Origin of the sequence: Carnobacterium sp. (assembly GCF_045617425.1) — a bacterium.
Lineage (GTDB): Bacteria > Bacillota > Bacilli > Lactobacillales > Carnobacteriaceae > Carnobacterium_B.
The window spans coordinates 101,037-118,663 of the sequence record NZ_JAZLIO010000009.1; the positions used below are offsets into that span (position 1 = coordinate 101,037).

The 17,627-nt window shown below is 36.2% G+C and carries 13 protein-coding genes; 1 reads left to right on the forward strand and 12 read right to left on the reverse strand.

Going from position 1 to position 17,627, the window contains the following annotated elements:
* Positions 1–130: 130 nt before the first annotated feature.
* From ACKI3H_RS03790 to ACKI3H_RS03830, 9 genes are all read right to left on the reverse strand, one after another.
* Positions 131–1,240, reverse strand: a complete 1,110-nt coding sequence (locus ACKI3H_RS03790) for a CamS family sex pheromone protein (protein WP_407370952.1) — start codon at positions 1,238–1,240, stop codon at positions 131–133.
* Positions 1,241–1,244: 4 nt separating this feature from the next.
* Positions 1,245–3,266: an NAD-dependent DNA ligase LigA gene (gene ligA / locus ACKI3H_RS03795; RefSeq protein ID WP_407370953.1), complete on the reverse strand. Its 2,022-nt coding sequence runs from the start codon at positions 3,264–3,266 to the stop codon at positions 1,245–1,247.
* 474 nt (positions 3,267–3,740) lie between these two features.
* On the reverse strand, positions 3,741–5,975 hold the full coding sequence (gene pcrA / locus ACKI3H_RS03800) for a DNA helicase PcrA (protein WP_407370954.1): 2,235 nt from the start codon (positions 5,973–5,975) through the stop codon (positions 3,741–3,743).
* Between the two features lie 239 nt (positions 5,976–6,214).
* On the reverse strand, positions 6,215–6,865 hold the full coding sequence (locus ACKI3H_RS03805; protein WP_407370955.1) for a GntR family transcriptional regulator: 651 nt from the start codon (positions 6,863–6,865) through the stop codon (positions 6,215–6,217).
* A 355-nt stretch (positions 6,866–7,220) separates the two neighbouring features.
* A complete protein-coding gene (locus ACKI3H_RS03810) occupies positions 7,221–8,120 on the reverse strand; it encodes a DMT family transporter (protein ID WP_407370956.1) in 900 nt (299 codons plus the stop codon).
* A 147-nt stretch (positions 8,121–8,267) separates the two neighbouring features.
* Complete coding sequence (gene purB, locus ACKI3H_RS03815; RefSeq protein WP_407370957.1) at positions 8,268–9,566, reverse strand: adenylosuccinate lyase; 1,299 nt, start codon at positions 9,564–9,566, stop codon at positions 8,268–8,270.
* Between the two features lie 15 nt (positions 9,567–9,581).
* A complete protein-coding gene (gene purK, locus ACKI3H_RS03820) occupies positions 9,582–10,712 on the reverse strand; it encodes a 5-(carboxyamino)imidazole ribonucleotide synthase (RefSeq protein WP_407370958.1) in 1,131 nt (376 codons plus the stop codon).
* Between the two features lie 133 nt (positions 10,713–10,845).
* Positions 10,846–11,403 carry a DUF2179 domain-containing protein gene (locus ACKI3H_RS03825; RefSeq protein ID WP_407370959.1) on the reverse strand — a complete coding sequence of 186 codons (558 nt, stop codon included), beginning with the start codon at positions 11,401–11,403 and terminating at the stop codon, positions 10,846–10,848.
* A 175-nt stretch (positions 11,404–11,578) separates the two neighbouring features.
* Entirely contained in the window at positions 11,579–12,154 is a 576-nt protein-coding gene (locus tag ACKI3H_RS03830; protein ID WP_089975816.1) for a xanthine phosphoribosyltransferase, read from the reverse strand.
* A 320-nt stretch (positions 12,155–12,474) separates the two neighbouring features.
* Here ACKI3H_RS03830 and ACKI3H_RS03835 point away from each other — a divergent pair, with 320 nt between their 5' ends.
* Positions 12,475–13,134 (forward strand): hypothetical protein, encoded by a 660-nt coding sequence (locus tag ACKI3H_RS03835; protein WP_407370960.1) that lies wholly within the window; start codon positions 12,475–12,477, stop codon positions 13,132–13,134.
* 265 nt (positions 13,135–13,399) lie between these two features.
* On the opposite strand, the gene ACKI3H_RS03840 is transcribed toward ACKI3H_RS03835, so the two are convergent.
* The 3 genes from ACKI3H_RS03840 to ACKI3H_RS03850 form a co-directional block, all read right to left on the reverse strand.
* The gene (locus ACKI3H_RS03840; protein WP_407370961.1) at positions 13,400–14,743 is read right to left on the reverse strand and encodes a hemolysin family protein; all 1,344 of its coding nucleotides are present in this window, start codon (positions 14,741–14,743) and stop codon (positions 13,400–13,402) included.
* Positions 14,744–14,834: 91 nt separating this feature from the next.
* Positions 14,835–16,880 (reverse strand): penicillin-binding transpeptidase domain-containing protein, encoded by a 2,046-nt coding sequence (locus ACKI3H_RS03845; protein ID WP_407370962.1) that lies wholly within the window; start codon positions 16,878–16,880, stop codon positions 14,835–14,837.
* A 19-nt stretch (positions 16,881–16,899) separates the two neighbouring features.
* Entirely contained in the window at positions 16,900–17,613 is a 714-nt protein-coding gene (locus tag ACKI3H_RS03850) for a hydrolase (protein ID WP_407370963.1), read from the reverse strand.
* Positions 17,614–17,627: the final 14 nt, after the last annotated feature.

Sequence of the window (17,627 nt, forward strand, 5' to 3'; positions counted from 1 at the left end):
GCCTCTTGCGGGAATTCCCTATTTTTCTACTGATCTAATCGGGATACTCCGCATCCTTTAGTTGAGTTTCGCACACCAGACTTTCGGAAAAAACGTAATTCTGTCAAGTCTAAGCGGTGTGCTACACATACTAATCAAATACGTGGGTATAAAATTCGGTTTCGCCTGCTTCTCGAGATAAGAATGCTTCAGTACCGTTTATTGATTTTATCGTAATTTCTATTGGTATATTGGGCAATAAATAAGAAGATGCTTTTTCAGCGACATTTTGGGTAAATGCAATAATTTCACTTTCTCCATAAAATTGTGTGTTGATCGATACCTTCATATTCACAATTTGGTCATCTGTATAAAGTGCTTCAGCTGTTACACCACTTAAATTTGGAAAGAAATTTTCAATTTCTGATTTGAAGTTTTCAAAGCTGGATAACTCAGTACTTTCATCTCCACTAGTTGGAAAAACCACTTTCTTTTGATTGATAGGTTCCCAATTTTGTACTGTAGTTGCCCCATCTTGGCTTATTGCTTCTGAAATGTACACGCCACCAGCTAAATTATCTTTCGTGGATTGTTCAAAGATCCCGACAACGATTGGAATATCTCCAACACCTTCCGTTTCTCGTAAACGTTGCACGATTTTATCAGCCATTTTTTTACCTTCTGCTAATAATTCTTCTCGCGAAATTTCCGTCTCAAATTCTGCGCCAAATTCTTTTTTGGTATAATAATCTACAGTATTCATTGCTAGACCAATAGAAATCCCACCTACTGCAAATCCATCACCATTTTGTACCATATAATTTTGTTCCAACAATGAGTCTAAATAAATTGGATTCCGTTCATTGGGTTCAATTTCTCCATTGTCTGCTGGATTCAAGCCTTCTGGATTCTTTTCACTCGCACGGGCTAACCATTTACTTGTCGTTTCAGCATTGATGTATTGGCCTTCTTGAAAATAATAGGAATCTGGTGAAAAATGGCTTTGTGACAAGTCCATTAACCCAGTTTCAAATGCCTTTAAATTCACATTTGAGTTCAATCCTAATGTTACCCCTCTGTTTAAACTGGTTTTGTAAGTTCCATCCGTAATGATTGCACTGTAATAATCACCTGACAATTGGCTTGTTGTTTCAGTTTCTTCACCAACAGACTTTGTTTCTTTTATTTCCGGATTTTTCGTTTGGCAGGCACTTAAAAGAAATACACAGGCAGCCATTAAGGCAATTGCTTTTTTGTTCATTTACTTATTCCTCTCCTTCTAATGTTTCCAACAACTGATCTTCATCCCAGACAAGAATATTTAATGATTCAGCTTTTGTTAACTTGCTACCGGCTTCTTCACCCGCAACAACCAAATCAGTTTTCTTAGAGACGCTCCCGGTCACATTTCCTCCAAGATTTTCAATGCGTTCTTTGGCCTCTTCACGAGTAAAATGTGTTAATTTACCCGTTAAGACAATCGTTTTTCCATTAAAATAAGAATCAACTGTAGCGACTTCTACTTTTTTCTTACCTAAATAATTCATGTTGACCTCGCTGTTTTTTAATTCCTGAATCAGTTCGTTCACTTCTGGTAAACTGAAATACGCGACGACACTTTCAGCGATAATTTCTCCAATACCCTCAATTGAGATAATCATGTCTTTTTCGGCTTGCTGTACAGCTTCCATTGTTTCAAAACGTTCTGCAATTAATTTAGCCGCTTTTGCACCCACATGACGAATGCCTAATCCAAAGAGCAGTCTTTCTAATGAATTGCTGCGACTTGCATCAATAGCATTTAGTAGATTATTAGCTGATTTTTCTTTGATTTTATCTAACGTAACAAGTTGGTCAAACGTTAATGTATAAAGATCTGCTACATCATGGACCATGTCTTTTTCAAACATTTGTATCAGCACTCTAATGCCTAAACCGTCAATATTCATTGCGTTTCGAGAAACAAAATGAGATAAGCCTTCCGTAATTTGAGCAGGACATTTGGGATTCATACAACGTAAAGCAACTTCTTCTTCTAAATGTATCAAATCACTGTTACAAGCCGGACAGTGCGTAGGAATAGCATAAGGTTGGCTGTCTTCCGGTCGTTCGTCCAAAATGACACGAGTGACTTCTGGAATGATATCTCCTGCTTTATGAACGACTACAGTATCTAATAGACGAATATCTCGTTCATGGATCAAATCTTCATTGTGCAGACTAGCCCGCTGAACCGTTGTACCCGCTAATTGAACAGGATCCATAATAGCTGTTGGCGTCACGACTCCTGTTCGGCCGACTGACCACTCGATATCGCGAATCACGGTATGAGCTTCTTCTGCCGGAAACTTGTAGGCAATAGCCCATCTAGGAGCTTTAACGGTAAACCCAACTTCTTCTTGAACAGCAAACTCATTTACCTTAATCACGATGCCATCGATTTCATAAGGCAAGGCAGTTCTTTTTTCTTGAAATTCCTGAGTGTACGCCCATACTTCTTCAATGGTTTGGAACACTCTACGGTCATGATTGGTTCTAAGTCCTAATTCATCTAGTTGATGGAGTGCGTCTTCTTGGCTTACGGCTGTTAATTCACCAAAATCGCCAATCGTATATAAAAAGGTACTTAAATTTCGTTTAGCTGTCTCTTTTGGATCTAAATTGCGCAATCCACCAGCTGCTGCATTCCTTGGGTTTGCAAAAATCGCTTCACCATTTTCTTCGCGTTCTTGATTCAATTTAATAAAGGAATCTTTGGGCATGTAACATTCTCCGCGTACTTCAATGGAATAAGGATTCTTCAAACGCAATGGAACTGACTTAATGGTACGAATATTTTGAGTCACATTCTCACCCACTGTTCCATCTCCACGTGTAGCTGCACGAACCAGCTTCCCTTTTTCATACGTTAAGGATACGGCTAAACCATCAATTTTCAGCTCACAAATGTAGCTAAATGGTTGATCCGTTATTTTTTTGATACGACGATCAAAATCAAGTAGATTTCTTTCGTTAAATGCATTTCCAAGACTTAACATAGGTACTTCATGAACCACTTTTTCAAAACCAGGCAGAATTGTCCCTCCAATGCGTTGTGTAGGAGAATCATTACTGATTAAGTCCGGAAATTCTTCTTCCAAAGCTACTAATTCGTGGTACAACTTGTCGTAATCCGTGTCAGGTATAGATGGCGCATCCTTCACATAGTATTCATAGCTGTATTTGTCTAATAACGACCGTAAATCGAATACCCGTTGCTTTGCAGATTCAAAATCTTGTGTGGACATACCCTTAATTCCTTTCGTACTTTAGATTTTTTATAAGAAAACAGTAATAGTCATTTAGTCACAATACGAATTGGACCAATAAACTCTTAAAAGCAACTTATTTGTCCATTTTGGAAGTTACGCATCCTGTAGTTGAGCTGCACTTCCCAGACACAGGGCTATTTTAAAAATTGACGCAATGCGCGGGATGCTCTTGCTCTCAATTCTTTAAAATCGCTGCATGTCTAACCGGGAAGTTCCGCATCCTGTTTTAATTGGGCTACAAACGACAGCCTCTCGGAAAAAACAGAATCTCTGCGAGGATGAGACATCCTCTACGAAATTCTTTGTTTTTCTTTCGAACCTAAGCGTCGTTTTCCGCACCTTGTAGTTGAGCTACGAGCCCCAGACACTGTGTAAAAAAAGATGAATCTCTCCGAAGATGAAACATCTTCTCTGTGATTCCCTGTTTTTACTGTGTGTCTTTCAGGATCTCTACGCATCCTGTTTTTCGATTGGGGCGAAAGCTGCTAATAGGCGTTTGATGCCTTGTTCTTTAAAAGCTATATCAAGTTGAAGATCATTGGCTGCACCGGTAACTTTTACTACTGTACCAACACCCCATTTTTTATGAACAGCTTTATCTCCAACATTCCATGCTAATTTATCAGCTCCACTTGATGTTTTGCTAGCTACTGGAGCTTTGTAAACTTGGCTAGTAGCTCGAGTTGCTTGATTGCGTTGCATAGAACTGGTTGTCGAACGGCTAAATGATGTATTTAGATTTTGTTGATTTCCTAGTTCTAAGACTTCATCCGTAATTTCATTGATAAAGCGAGAAGCCGAATTACTTTGTGTACGGCCATATAAAACCCTTGAATAAGCATTTGTAATGTATAGTTTTTTCTCTGCACGTGTTATCCCAACATAAGCCAGACGACGTTCTTCTTCTAGTTGGTCTTCTTCCATCATCGAACGTGATAAGGGGAAAATACCTTCTTCCAGACCAATCAAGAAAACAATCGGAAATTCTAATCCTTTTGCTGCATGAAGCGTCATTAAGGTTACTTCGCTTTGAGGTTCTTCTTCCAAATTATCTAAATCAGAAACCAATGCCAAATCCGTTAAGAACGTCAACAATGTTTTATCTTCCGTATTTTCTTTTTCAAATTGTTGAGTTACGGTCAAAAACTCTTGAATATTTTCTAAACGCGTTTCAGATTCTAGTGTCCGTTCTAATTCTAGTGCCTTTTGGTAGCCACTGCGTTTTAATACTTCTTCCACTAACTCCGTAACAGGTACATATTCTTGCATTTGGCGCAAATCTTTCATCATGAAGCCAAATCCTTCAAGCTCACTAGCCGCTTTTCCAGTTATCGGTGTAATAGAAACATTTAAAGCAGTTTCCAAAAGAGACCAGTCGTATTGATTGGAAGAAACTCTCAACTTTTCTATTGTCCCTGGACCAATACCTCGCTTAGGTACATTAACGATCCGCTCAAAGCTCATATTATCATCGGGATTGGCAATCAATCGAAGATAAGCCAGAACGTCTTTGATTTCTTTACGATCGTAGAACTTGTGTCCTCCGACCATTTTATAAGGAATATTTGATTTTAACAAGCTATCCTCAATGACACGCGATTGAGCATTGGTGCGGTAAAGAACTGCAAAATCACCATAATTGTAATTGTTTTCTTTCATTTCTTCTTGTATCTTAGAAATAACGTAACGTGATTCGTCCCCTTCAGATTGCCCACGGTAATACGTAATTTTTTCGCCATCGTGGTTATCCGTCCACAGTTTTTTAACTTTACGTTTTGAATTATTTCCGATCACGTCATTGGCCGCTTGTAAAATCAATTTAGTTGAGCGGTAATTTTGTTCTAGTAAAACAGTATTTGCGTCTGGATAATCTTTTTCAAAGTTCAAGATATTTTCCATATTTGCTCCACGCCATCCATAGATACTTTGGTCAGCATCTCCAACAACACATAAGTTTTTAAATCGATCTGCCAACATATTTACTAAAGTATACTGTGCTTCATTTGTATCTTGGTACTCATCCACATGAATGTAGTGAAATTTATTTTGATAGTGCTCTAATGTTTCAGAGCTTTCTTTGAATAGGCGGATAGTCAACATGATCAAGTCATCAAAATCCACTGATTGGTTGCGGCGTAGTTCTCTTTGGTAATCATCGTAACAATCCGCGACAATCTTCTCAAAAAAGCTTGCTGCCGTTTTACGGTAGTCTTCGGGTGTCTGTAACTCATTCTTAGCATTACTGATTTCACCTAAGATTGCTCTAGGGTTGTATTTTTTAGGATCAATATTCCGTTCTTTTAAAATCCGTTTCATTAAGGTTTGTTGTTCACCTGGATCACTGATTGTAAATGCACGCGTATAGCCGATACGATCAATATCACGACGTAAAATACGGACACACATCGAGTGAAAAGTTGAGACCCAGACATCGTTTCCGCCTTCTTTTAAGAGGCGTGCTACTCGTTCTTTCATTTCCTTAGCTGCTTTATTTGTAAATGTAATAGCTAAAATATTCCATGGGTTAACATTCTTTTCTTCAATCAAATAGGCAATACGGTGTGTTAAGACACGTGTTTTTCCGCTTCCTGCTCCAGCCATAATTAAAAGAGGTCCTTTTGTGCATACAACTGCATCTTTTTGCTTGGGATTCATTCCATTTAATAAGTCATCTCGTAATACCAATTTATTTACATCCTCTCTTCTTATAACATCCTATTTCAAATAAAAAAATAGGATTTGGACTTCACCAGTCTAGCAAAAACTTTTAAAGTTTTGCATAATTTCTCAAGAATAATTTTACCACAAATAAAGCCTCTCCGAGTAGTAAATGAACAGTTTCAAATGAAGAAAGTAAAAAAGAAAAAAGACTCCTAGAAAAAGAATCTTTTTTCTTTTAACCTTTTTTTTAATTGCAGTAGTTCCTAGATCCCCTGTATCGCAATTAGACTCAGCTGATTGATCAAGATCCGTACTTCTTTTCTTGCTAAAGCGTAATCATTCTGTTTCAAAAAAATCAAGATCTGATTAAAATGTTTTATTCTCGTTGGTTGGCTTATCTGCAGAAAACCTTGAATCTCTTGATCTGCTTGTCCGTTGATACTCCTAAATGTATCTAAAAATAGAGACGTTGTATAAGTATTTTTAGCATAATGATAAAAACTGGTCCAATAGTCAAATTCGATATCTGAAAAGACTTCAATTTCTTTTACATGCGTTACTCTTTTTAATTGTTCCATTATCGTTTCAAGAGCATCTGTATTAAATTGAATTTCTTTAATTTGTAAAAAATGCAGATAATCAATTGATAGGAGTTCCATAAACTCTAATCGTTCATGAAATCCTTGCAACGAAATCTGATTTTCACGAATTCGTATACCTTTATTTTGTTCAATAACTATGTACCCTTCTTCTTCTAACTTCAGAAAAGCTTGTCGAATCGGAGTCCGACTAATGCCTAATTTTTTAGATAATCCATTTTCTGTTATGTGTGTTTGAGGTAACCATTGCTTGGTTAATATTTGCTCCTTACTATATTGGTAAGCTGCCTCTACTAATTTTTTTGGTTTAGACATCTTACTCACCTGCCTATTTTTTTATTGTCATTTTTTTGTCTACACAGAAAAATTAGTCTTTTTGTAAATTTTACTCCTGTACCAATTATAAGATTTATCTTATCTAACTTCAAGTATTCTTCTATACCTTTATGTATTCAATCTATTCTGAGTGTTTAAGATAAAATTTACTTAACCACTACCAAATATTTACATAGAATTTATACAAAGACGATATAATGTATTTGTACCAAGCAGAAACTATTTTCTTTACTTTTTTTGATAATTGTAAAGATCCCCCATCCTGAGGTCCGCTTTTTAAAGCGGACCTTCAATTATTGAAGACCACATAAAAGACAAATTCTCTTTTGTCTTTTTATTTTATTTTCTCCTCTAGTGTTATAGGAATCTTTTTAGGCCATTTTAGTCCTCCGATGAATGTTGAACTTAATATCAACGCGCCACCGATAATTTGAATAACACTCATTGCTTCTCCCAAGAATAGTGCTGACATCACTACTGCAGCAACTGGGTCAATATAACTCAACAAAGCAATTGTTTGGCTCTTTAATTTTTGCATCGCAGAAAAATACAATACATAAGCTAATCCAGTATGTATGATTCCTAAAACGATAAGATAAGGAACTGACGTAATCGTTATCCCAGCTACATCGAAACCCTGTGTAAATAGGACATAAGGAGCAAGTATCACAGAAGCAACCATTAGCTGAATCATTGTGCTCTCTAGACTAGTTAAATCTTTTATAAATTTATTTAACATCATCACACTTGCATATAAAACAGCTGCACCTAATCCATAAATGATCCCAATCGAATGTATGTGACCGATACTTGATTGATTGCCTGTCCCTACGACTAAAAACATGCCGATCATAGCCACCAAAATGCTCCCTGCTTTATTTAACATCAATTTTTCTTTCAGTAAAAAAGGAGAAACAACCATCACGATTACCGGAGCAAAATAATAGCTCAACGTAGCATTGGCAATTGTTGTGTAGTTATAAGCCTCAAATAATAAAATCCAGTTTAAACCAATAGCTGTTCCAGAAAAAAACAATACAACTGCATTCCTTTTTAACGACCCATACGAAACTTTTTTTCTTTTAAAGAGCATAAAAGTCAACAAGAATAAACTACCTAATACCCCACGATAAAGAGCAATTTCACTTGAAGTCAGATTAATATTCTTGACCATCAACCCAATTGATCCAAATAGCAGCATTGCTACCACAACTTTTGCCTTTTCTATTCCCATTTCCCACCCTCCTAAGTCTTTTTTTATCCGTTTTCATGTCGCCATTTATCTTAAAAAATGATGATAAAAAAACATAGGAAAAATAAAAATTCCTATGCTTTTATACTTTAGTTAGTAGTCATATTACGCTTATTTTTACATGCAGAGTTATTCACCTAAACCAACTCTTTGGAAAATTTCATCTACGTTTCTTAAATGATAGTTGTAGTCAAAAGCATCATCTAGGTCTTCAGTCGTCAATACAGACATGATTTTTTCGTCTTCTTCAAGTAATGGACGGAATAATACTTGTTCGTCCCAAGCGATAGCTGTTTTCGGTTGGATCAAATCATAAGCAGCTTCACGACTCATGCCATTATCAATCAATTTAAGCAATACACGTTGGCTGTAAATCAATCCAAATGTTGCATCCATATTGCGTTTCATATTATCTGGAAAAACCGTTAATTTTTCAACAATTGTTCCAAAACGATTTAACATGTAATTTAATAAGATAGTTGAATCTGGAAGAATGATACGTTCAGCAGATGAATGAGAGATATCACGTTCATGCCATAGAGTAACATTTTCATAGGCTGTTACCATATGTCCTCTAATGACACGTGCTAATCCCGTTACATTTTCAGAACCAATAGGATTGCGCTTATGAGGCATAGCTGATGATCCTTTTTGGCCTTTTGCAAAAAACTCTTCAACTTCGCGCGTTTCAGATTTTTGCAATCCACGGATTTCTGTTGAAAATTTTTCAACACTTGTAGCAATTAAAGACATTGTAGCTACGTATTCAGCATGTAAATCACGTGGCAGAACTTGAGTTGAGATCTCTTGTGCCCTTGTACCTAGCTTTTCACAGACATACTTTTCCACAAAAGTCGGGACATTAGCAAATGTTCCAACTGCTCCGCTTATTTTTCCGGCTTCAACGCCTTTTGCTGCATGTTCAAAACGCTCAATGTTACGTTTCATTTCTGAATACCAAAGAGCTAATTTCAACCCAAAAGTAGTCGGTTCAGCATGCACACCATGAGTACGGCCCATCATAACTGTATATTTATGTTCTTTAGCTTTTTCACCAATAATTTCTAAAAACTTTTGTAAATCTTGACGTAATACATCATTGACTTGTTTCAATTGGTACCCATAAGCAGTATCAACAACATCGGTACTTGTTAAACCATAATGGACCCATTTGCGTTCTTCTCCTAATGATTCAGATACTGCGCGTGTAAAAGCCACCACGTCATGTCTGGTTTCTTTTTCGATTTCTAAAATACGCTCAACTTCAAACGAAGCATTTGCACGAATCTTTTCCACATCTTCTTTAGGGATCTCTCCTAATTCAACCCAAGCTTCAGCAGCCAATATTTCGACTTCTAACCAAGTATTGTAACGATTTTCATCGGACCAAATGGCCGCCATTTCAGGTCTTGTGTAACGCTCTATCATAATTATCTTAACTCCCTATTTCCAGATTCCTGTATCCGCAATTGTGGACAGTGTTTTTTCGATATCTTTTGTTGCTACTGTAATATGACCTATCTTTTGACCTTTTTCTGGGTTTTCTTTGCCATAATAATAAAAGTTCCAATCCGGTTTTAATTGGATTTGAACATTTGCTGCTGCTTCATGCTCACTTAAAATAGTCACCATGACTGTTGGAGTAATCAGTTCAACTTCCGGTAAAGGCCATCCACAAATTGCACGAATATGCGCATCATATTGAGACATAGAACAGGCTTCAATACTGTAATTTCCTGAGTGATGAGGTCTTGGAATCACTTCATTTACATAAAGTGTACCACTGGAAGTGATAAACAGTTCAATTCCTAACACTCCTATCAGCTCAAATTTTTCAGCAACAGCCCTAGCAATGCGTTTTATTTCTTCTTCAACATACTGATCAACTCGAGCTGGAACTATACATTCCTGTAAAATTGAATTCCAATGGATATTTTCTGATACTGGAAAAACAACTACTTCATTAGCTTGGTTCCGTGCAACCATGACAGATAATTCCCGCTCAAATGGTATCCAAGCCTCCATTACACACGTACCCATTTTCAATAAATAAGCTGCTTTTGAAATATCTTCTTCACTTTGAAGAACAAAACGATCTTTTACATTATGTCGTTCACTGATGGTCTTCAACACACAAGGAAATCCAATCCCGTCTATAGCTTCTTTAATATCCTCTACTGTAACAATCGTGGCATATGGAGCCAAATTGATATTACTGGCTTCTAGATATGCTTTTTCTAATAATCGATCTTGAGTAATGGATAGTAAATCAGCACCTTGTGGAACAGATACTGCTTTTTTCATTTTTATTATTGAATGTGCCTCAATATTATCACACTCATATGTGACAACATCACATTTCATTGCAAAATCCATCAACGCCTCTTGATTATCAAATGGAGCAATTATTTGCCAATCTGCAACCTGAGCTGCTGGACAACCTTTTCCAGGATCCAATACACCTATCCGATAGCCCATTTTTTTAGCAGATAAAGCCAGCATGCGTGCTATTTCTCCGCCACCAATGATTCCAATCATTTTCCCTGGACTAATTAGATTAGACAAAACTATCACTACCTTCTAAAACAATTTATATTACTTTTCATCTTCTCATTTCTAGTTTATCAGTTATTTTGGCATCTGTCATTGACAACCTTTTAAAAATTGGTTCTCTGTTCAACAAACAATTTAATACAGCTTTTTACTTCTATTTATTCTCTTCGTTTCTAATTTCTTTACGGCGTTTTTTTACTTTTTTAGTCCAAAATCCACCATTGATATACTTAGGTTCATAAGAGATAATAAACGTTTTAGGTTCAATTTCGCTAATTTGTTTATACAGTTTGCGTTCCGTTTTTCTAGGAGTCAAAATTTCTAAAACCATTCGATCACCTTCACGGCCAAATGCAAGACTTGTTGTCACTCCGTATCCTAAATTACGTAATTCTTCAGGCATTTTGGTTTCCAAATCTGGAACAATTGCAGTAACCATAATATAGCCAAGAGCTAAAAATTCCTCAATCTTAATTCCAAGAGCAATACCAACTCCGTATCCTAAAGCATAAACAGCCAAATTAAGGTAGTTATCTAAACTATCCAACACTAACCCTAAACCGACAACATAAATGGTCACCTCAACCATTGAAACGAGTGAGGCTGCTAAGCGATAGCTTTTCATGGTCAACATAAAACGGATCGTGTTCAAAGAGATGTAAACAACGTTAATGACAAATATTAATAGTAAAAAAGATAAATCTATTTCCATTTTTTTCTCTCCTGACTGATTGGTAAACATTTTATTCTTCTATAAGGTTATCAAAATTTCTTTAAATAGCAAGGAAAATAACTATAAATCAAGACCTTAAACAAAGGAGCTGAACTAAAAGCTATCTTTTAGCTTTTAGTTCAGCTCCTCCTTATTCATTATTCACGCATACAATTTATTCCTCTACAAATTTTACTTGTCCTTCTTCGAAAGCACGAATACGGGCTAACGAATAAACCTCATAATTTTCTTCTTCGAGCAATTGGCGACCAACCTGAAAGGATTTTTCAATGACGATACCAACACCAACAACCGTTGCTTGTGCTTCTTGACATATTTTTATTAATCCTTTAGCTGCTTGTCCATTAGCTAAAAAATCATCAATTAATAATATTCGATCTGTCTTTTCTAGAAATTTTTTAGAAATAACAATCGTGCTCGTTGATTTTTTAGTAAACGAATACACATCTGTAGAGTACAAATCATCTGTTAAAGTTAAACTTTTTTGCTTACGTGCAAACACTACCGGAACTCCTAAAGCTAACCCTGCGAACACAGCGGGTGCAATACCTGAGGATTCAATCGTTACTATTCTTGTAATCCCCTTATTCGCATAATGTTTAGCAAATTCATTTCCTATAGATTGCATAAGTTTAGGATCAATTTGATGGTTTAAAAAATTATCTACTTTTAAAACTTCTCCTCCTAAAACATTACCATCTCTTAAAATACGTTCTTCTAGTTCTTTCATGAGACCCAGCCTTTCTTTTCATAAATAGTTTTAGGGCAGAATAAAAAAAGCTTTCTCGTTGCTTATGGGTTCATAAGCGTTGAAAAAGACTCGAAATAGTCATCCATTCACTTTGAATATACGCTTTTTCAAGTAAAAGGTCAATCATTTTTAAATCATAACTGTTATACAGCATAAAAAACACGAACAATCTTACCTTCCTGTCTTTGTAAAATCTGTTATTTAATAGTCATTTTTATTGAATACTCATAAATTAAGCTAGAATTTATAAAGAGATTGTTATACTATTAAACTAAAACGATTTAAGAAAGGAGTTTTGCATGGGTAATAAAAGTTTACTAGAACTTATTAAACAGTATTGGTATCTAGGCATTTTATTTGTCATTCTAATAGTAGTACTCGTTATTGGAACAAACCAAGAAAAACCATGGTCAAAAAGTTTGGCGAATACTGAAACGACATCATCTACTGCAGAAGAAGTTGAGTCTGCTATTGTAGAATCTGAAGTCAGCTCTATTGTATCTGAAGATAAAAATAATGTTTCTCGAAAAGAATCAAAACTATTTTACTTAAGCGATCATCAGCCGGCCATTGAAGGACTGGACGAGACTGCTGAAAGTGAACCAGAAGAAGTTGAAGAAGACGAAGATTCCAGTGTTGAGTATGAAAGTATTGAACCAACTGAATCAAGTAGCTACACCCCTACATATTCTAATGATACTTACTCTAAACCTAAAAGCTCAAGCTCTTCATCAAAAGATAGTTATTCTAAACCAACTACTCCTAAACAACCTGTTAAAAATCCAGAACCTGAGACAAATGAACCAGATTCTATTCAGGAATCAGATGCAGAACCTGTAGAAACACCAGAACTTGATTCAGAAATACCGGAAGACCCTTCTTCTGTTCCAGAAATAATTGAGTCAAACACACCAGCAGAGGAAATCCCTTCAATTGACTCTTCCATTAGCGAAGAATAGAAAAAAAATTTACAACATAACGAGTACATTGTCATTTAGATAATGTACTTTTTGTGTAATTTAAATTAAGTTTATTTGTGCTAATCTTGGAGAAAAATGTTACCTAGACTGCTCTACTTGACACTTGTAGACCATTTCTAACACCTAATATTAACTAGAACACCTCTACTCGTTATTCTTAGCTATTTCATCTAGTAGATACAAATTAGATAACCTTTCTGGAACAAAAAAACCTCCGGAAGTTTATCTCTTCTGGAGGTTAAGTTTAATCTTCTTGTAATTCATCTTCTTCATCATCAACGGTGTTTAATCGTTCTACATAAAGACTCACTAATCGTGAACCTTCTACTTTATTGGCTTTTAACAAGTAATTTTCATACTCCACATTGGCATTATCATCTGGTTGAGGAATATTTCCGTATTGGGTAATGAAATAGCCGGCAATAGAATCCACATCATTTGATTCTATTTCTGTTCCAAAGAACTCATTAAATTTGGATAACTGAGTAGAACCATCTACTAAATAGATACTTTCGGATACTTGTTCAATCATATTATACGTTTCATCGTATTCATCATCGATATCCCCTACTATTTCTTCAAGTAAATCTTCTAAGGTCACGATACCAACAACTCCGCCGTATTCATCATTTAATACCGCAAGTTGATTACGCGTCCGTCTTAACTCATAAAGTAAATCATCAATGTGAATGGTTTCTGGAACAAATAACGCTGGATTTAAAATATCTTTTAGATCAATATCATCGATTTTAGTTGTTCGAGAAGCTTTCAACAAATTCTTCACATGGATAATCCCAATAATACTGTCCTTGTCTTCTATATAAACAGGTACACGAGAATAAGGAATATCTAACAGTTGAGGAATGTTTACTTCACTTCCATCTCTATAATCAATCATAAATGTATCTGTACGCGGAACCATGATTTCTCTAGCCATTTTAGTATCCATGGATAAGATTCCTTTTAACATAGTGAATTCATCTGGATCAATTGCTCCAGCTATTTGGCTATTTTCTAGGTAAGCACGAAATTCATCACGCGTTAATTTTTCTTTTTCTTCTGTAAAATCTATTGGTGTTAATTTCTTTAAAATATTTGTTGAAAAAGAAAGTAATCGAACAAACGGTTTAGCGAATGTTTGTACGACTAGAATCGTACCAGAAGTAACACGAGCAACCTCTTCAGCTTTTTGTAGAGCTACTTGCTTTGGATATAATTCCCCAAATACAAGGGTTATATAAGATAGCACGATCGTCACGACAAATGTTGCTATTTGTGCCCCACCTGGAATAGTTGATAAATAGGGTTCGAGGCGCGTTGCAAAACTGGTTGCTGCGGATGCACTTGAAAAGAATCCTGCTAAAGTTATGGCTACTTGTATAGTAGCTAAGAAGTTATCTGAGTTGCTTAACAGCTTCAAGATATTCAAAGACTTCTTATCACCTTTAGCTGCCTTTTCTCTTATTTTTCCTTGATCTATCGAAACGAATGCCATTTCTGCTGATGCAAAAAATGCATTAATTGCTGTCAATATAACGATAATTAATATCTGTCCTATCAACGACTGACTATCGGGGTCTGAATTCATTTATCATTGTCTCCTTCAAATTTTTCTGTTTTTTAACAAAGTAAAAATAATATACCACTTTTTCCAACTAATTTCAACTACTAGTCTTTTACTAGTAAGTATCCATTTTTTCAAGCATTGGAAGCATCGCATCGATTACAGTTCCACTTGATTCCCCTTCAATTATAGATATCATCAAGTAACTACTATTTTCAGCATCAAAGGCTAATAAGAATCCATTTGTTTCTGCATCTTCGCCTTCTGTTTCAGCTTCTCTTGTTTCTGCTGTACCTGTTTTAGCTGCAATTTTTTGGCCAATAACAGCTAGTTTATGAGAGGATCCGTATTCTTTTTGTACTGTTTGAACTAAATCTTCTTTAATAATCGCTGCTGATTCTGATGTAACAGCTTGTTTGGCTTCTGCTGTTTCTTGATCAGCCGTCAATTTAGGGTAAACAAGATTTCCATTATTCGCAAAAGGAGTATAGGTTACTGCTTGTTGAATAAGATTAAGCAACAATTCACCTTGACCAAATGAGGTATCTGCCAAGAGCCCTTCTGAATCCAGTGTGCCACTATTAGATATTTGTGCTGGATTCATTGCAATTGGTAATTTCAAATCTTCGCCAAAAATATAATTGGCTAAGCCTGCTTCATAGACTTCCCTACCCATTTTCAATGCTTCTCGTGCAAAATAAATATTATCTGAATACGCAAATGCATCTGCTAAATTCACACTTGGCGTATCCTTAACACGAGTTATTTTATAGTCGCCCCAAGAAGCATCTTTTTGCCAAGATAATCCGTCGATTTCCTGCGTTTCTTCTGGAACGATCGTTCCTGCATCTAAGCCTGTTCCTGCCGTGACCACTTTAAACGTTGATCCTGGTGCATAACCAGCTGCGTAACGCGCGAGAAACGGACTCATTGGATCATCAGTATACGCTTGATAATCCTCTGAACTAATGCCACTTGACATTAAGTTTGCATCATAAGATGGTGTGCTAACTAATACTAACAAACTGCCATCTGTTGGATTCATGAAAACAGATGAGCCACTCTCTCCTGTTAATTGATCGTAAGCGGCTTGCTGCATTTCAGCATCAATGGTCAGTGTAATGTCTTCCCCATTTTGGACTTCTGTTTCTTGTAATACCGTTTTCAATTCGCCGTCACTTGTTTGAATCTCTATGCGTCCACCCTTTTGTCCTCTTAACCGTTCATCGTAGGCAGCTTCTAAACCAGCTTTTCCAATACTGTCTCCAGTTCTTAGAGTGGGATCTTTTTCAATATCTTCTGCAGAAACTTCTCCAACATATCCAATTAAGTGAGCTGCTGCTTCATTTAAAGGATAAGTACGGGCAGTAATTTCTTGATACACTACTCCAGCAACTTGAGGCAATTCTGCATCCTTAGCCATAGTTTTAAATGGAACAAAACTATCAGGTGTTACCCATCCTTGTTTTAAAAGATTTTCCAATTCTTCTAATGTGACATCATATGTTTCTGCAATTTTTTCTAAGTTTGTTGTTCTCTGATCTTCTTCTCCTAAAGCGGAAGGCTGCATCCCAGCTTGCCAAGAAGTACCTTCTGTTGCTAATGGAGATCCATCTTTATCTAAAAGATCTCCTCTTTCGCCGACAGTTGTGATAATAGAGATTTTGTCTGCTGGTTCCATATCAGGGAAAATAAGATGTGTATTCCAATCTACTTGATACTCATTATCAATTTGGGATAAGGTCGTTTCATAGAGCTTTTCATCTAATGAACCTAAAGCAGTTTCCATGCCTACTGTATAAGATATAGTATATTGATTGCTTTCTTCATCTTGCGCAAGTTTCAAATCAGACACTGTTAACTTTGCTGCTCCTATACCTCCATATACTGTTTCATAACGCTCCGTCATAGTATCTTTTGTGTAATCAATTGCTTTCAGAGATTCTTCTGAAACTACTTCGCCCATAGCTGCATAATCTTGTTTTTCTAAAGCAGCAATAAAAGTATCTGCTGTTTTTTGAGCAGCCTTTTCATTTCGTGCTTCAGCCCATGCTGTATACCCTATGATTCCTCCACCAATTACTGCAAGAAAAACAACTCCGATACTCACTATTGCCCATATTGGAAGTTTCTTGCCTTTTGTGTTGTTTCGATTTTTCATTCCTACACCAACCTTTTATTTATTCTGTCTCTTCTAATTCTTGGCGTTGCTCATAATTCATTTCTTCTTGACCTCGGTATTTCTTCATTAATTCACTAAATAATTCTCCATTGCTTGGCGGTGTATATGTAATCGCATTTGCGCCAGCAGCTATGGTTGCTTTTATACTTTCATCTGTCGGTCCACCTGTTGCAATAATCGGTACTTTTGGGAATTTTTTACGTATTTCACGTACAATATGCGTTGTACGTGCTGCTCCACTGACATTAAGAATATCTACTCCAGCATCCAGTTTTGCTTGAATATCCGAAAATTCAGAAACAATGGTTGAAATAATTGGAATATCCACTACTTGGTCTATTTCTTGATATGTTTCTGTGGGAGTCGGAGAATTTAGCACGACTCCAATACAGCCATGTGCTTCAGCAAATAAGGCAATATTTGCCGAGCGGTGCCCATTTGTAATACCCCCACCTACGCCAGCTAAAACAGGCATACTTGCTACATTTGTAATCCCTTGAATAATCGCTGGATGAGGTGAAAATGGATATACTGCAATAACCGCATCTGCATCATTGTTCATAATTATTGCAATATCAGTTGTAAATATTAATGAACGGAATCTTTTTCCGTTTATAATAATACCGCTAGCTGTATCAATAATTTCTGGAACCGTAACATAATGTTTTCTTAAATCAGTTGTAATGCTTGGAGACCCTTTTTTTTCTTCCATTTTTTCACCTCATT

Bases quoted from the DNA above. Each gene is read 5' to 3' on its own strand.
- ligA (WP_407370953.1), bottom strand. From the start codon at position 3,266: ATGTCCACACAAGATTTTGAATCTGCAAAGCAACGGGTATTCGATTTA.
- purB (WP_407370957.1), bottom strand. From the start codon at position 9,566: ATGATAGAGCGTTACACAAGACCTGAAATGGCGGCCATTTGGTCCGAT.
- ACKI3H_RS03805 (WP_407370955.1), bottom strand. From the start codon at position 6,865: ATGTCTAAACCAAAAAAATTAGTAGAGGCAGCTTACCAATATAGTAAG.
- ACKI3H_RS03790 (WP_407370952.1), bottom strand. From the start codon at position 1,240: ATGAACAAAAAAGCAATTGCCTTAATGGCTGCCTGTGTATTTCTTTTA.
- ACKI3H_RS03835 (WP_407370960.1), top strand. From the start codon at position 12,475: ATGGGTAATAAAAGTTTACTAGAACTTATTAAACAGTATTGGTATCTA.
- ACKI3H_RS03845 (WP_407370962.1), bottom strand. From the start codon at position 16,880: ATGAAAAATCGAAACAACACAAAAGGCAAGAAACTTCCAATATGGGCA.
- ACKI3H_RS03810 (WP_407370956.1), bottom strand. From the start codon at position 8,120: ATGGGAATAGAAAAGGCAAAAGTTGTGGTAGCAATGCTGCTATTTGGA.
- ACKI3H_RS03830 (WP_089975816.1), bottom strand. From the start codon at position 12,154: ATGAAAGAACTAGAAGAACGTATTTTAAGAGATGGTAATGTTTTAGGA.
- ACKI3H_RS03840 (WP_407370961.1), bottom strand. From the start codon at position 14,743: ATGAATTCAGACCCCGATAGTCAGTCGTTGATAGGACAGATATTAATT.
- ACKI3H_RS03825 (WP_407370959.1), bottom strand. From the start codon at position 11,403: ATGGAAATAGATTTATCTTTTTTACTATTAATATTTGTCATTAACGTT.
- ACKI3H_RS03850 (WP_407370963.1), bottom strand. From the start codon at position 17,613: ATGGAAGAAAAAAAAGGGTCTCCAAGCATTACAACTGATTTAAGAAAA.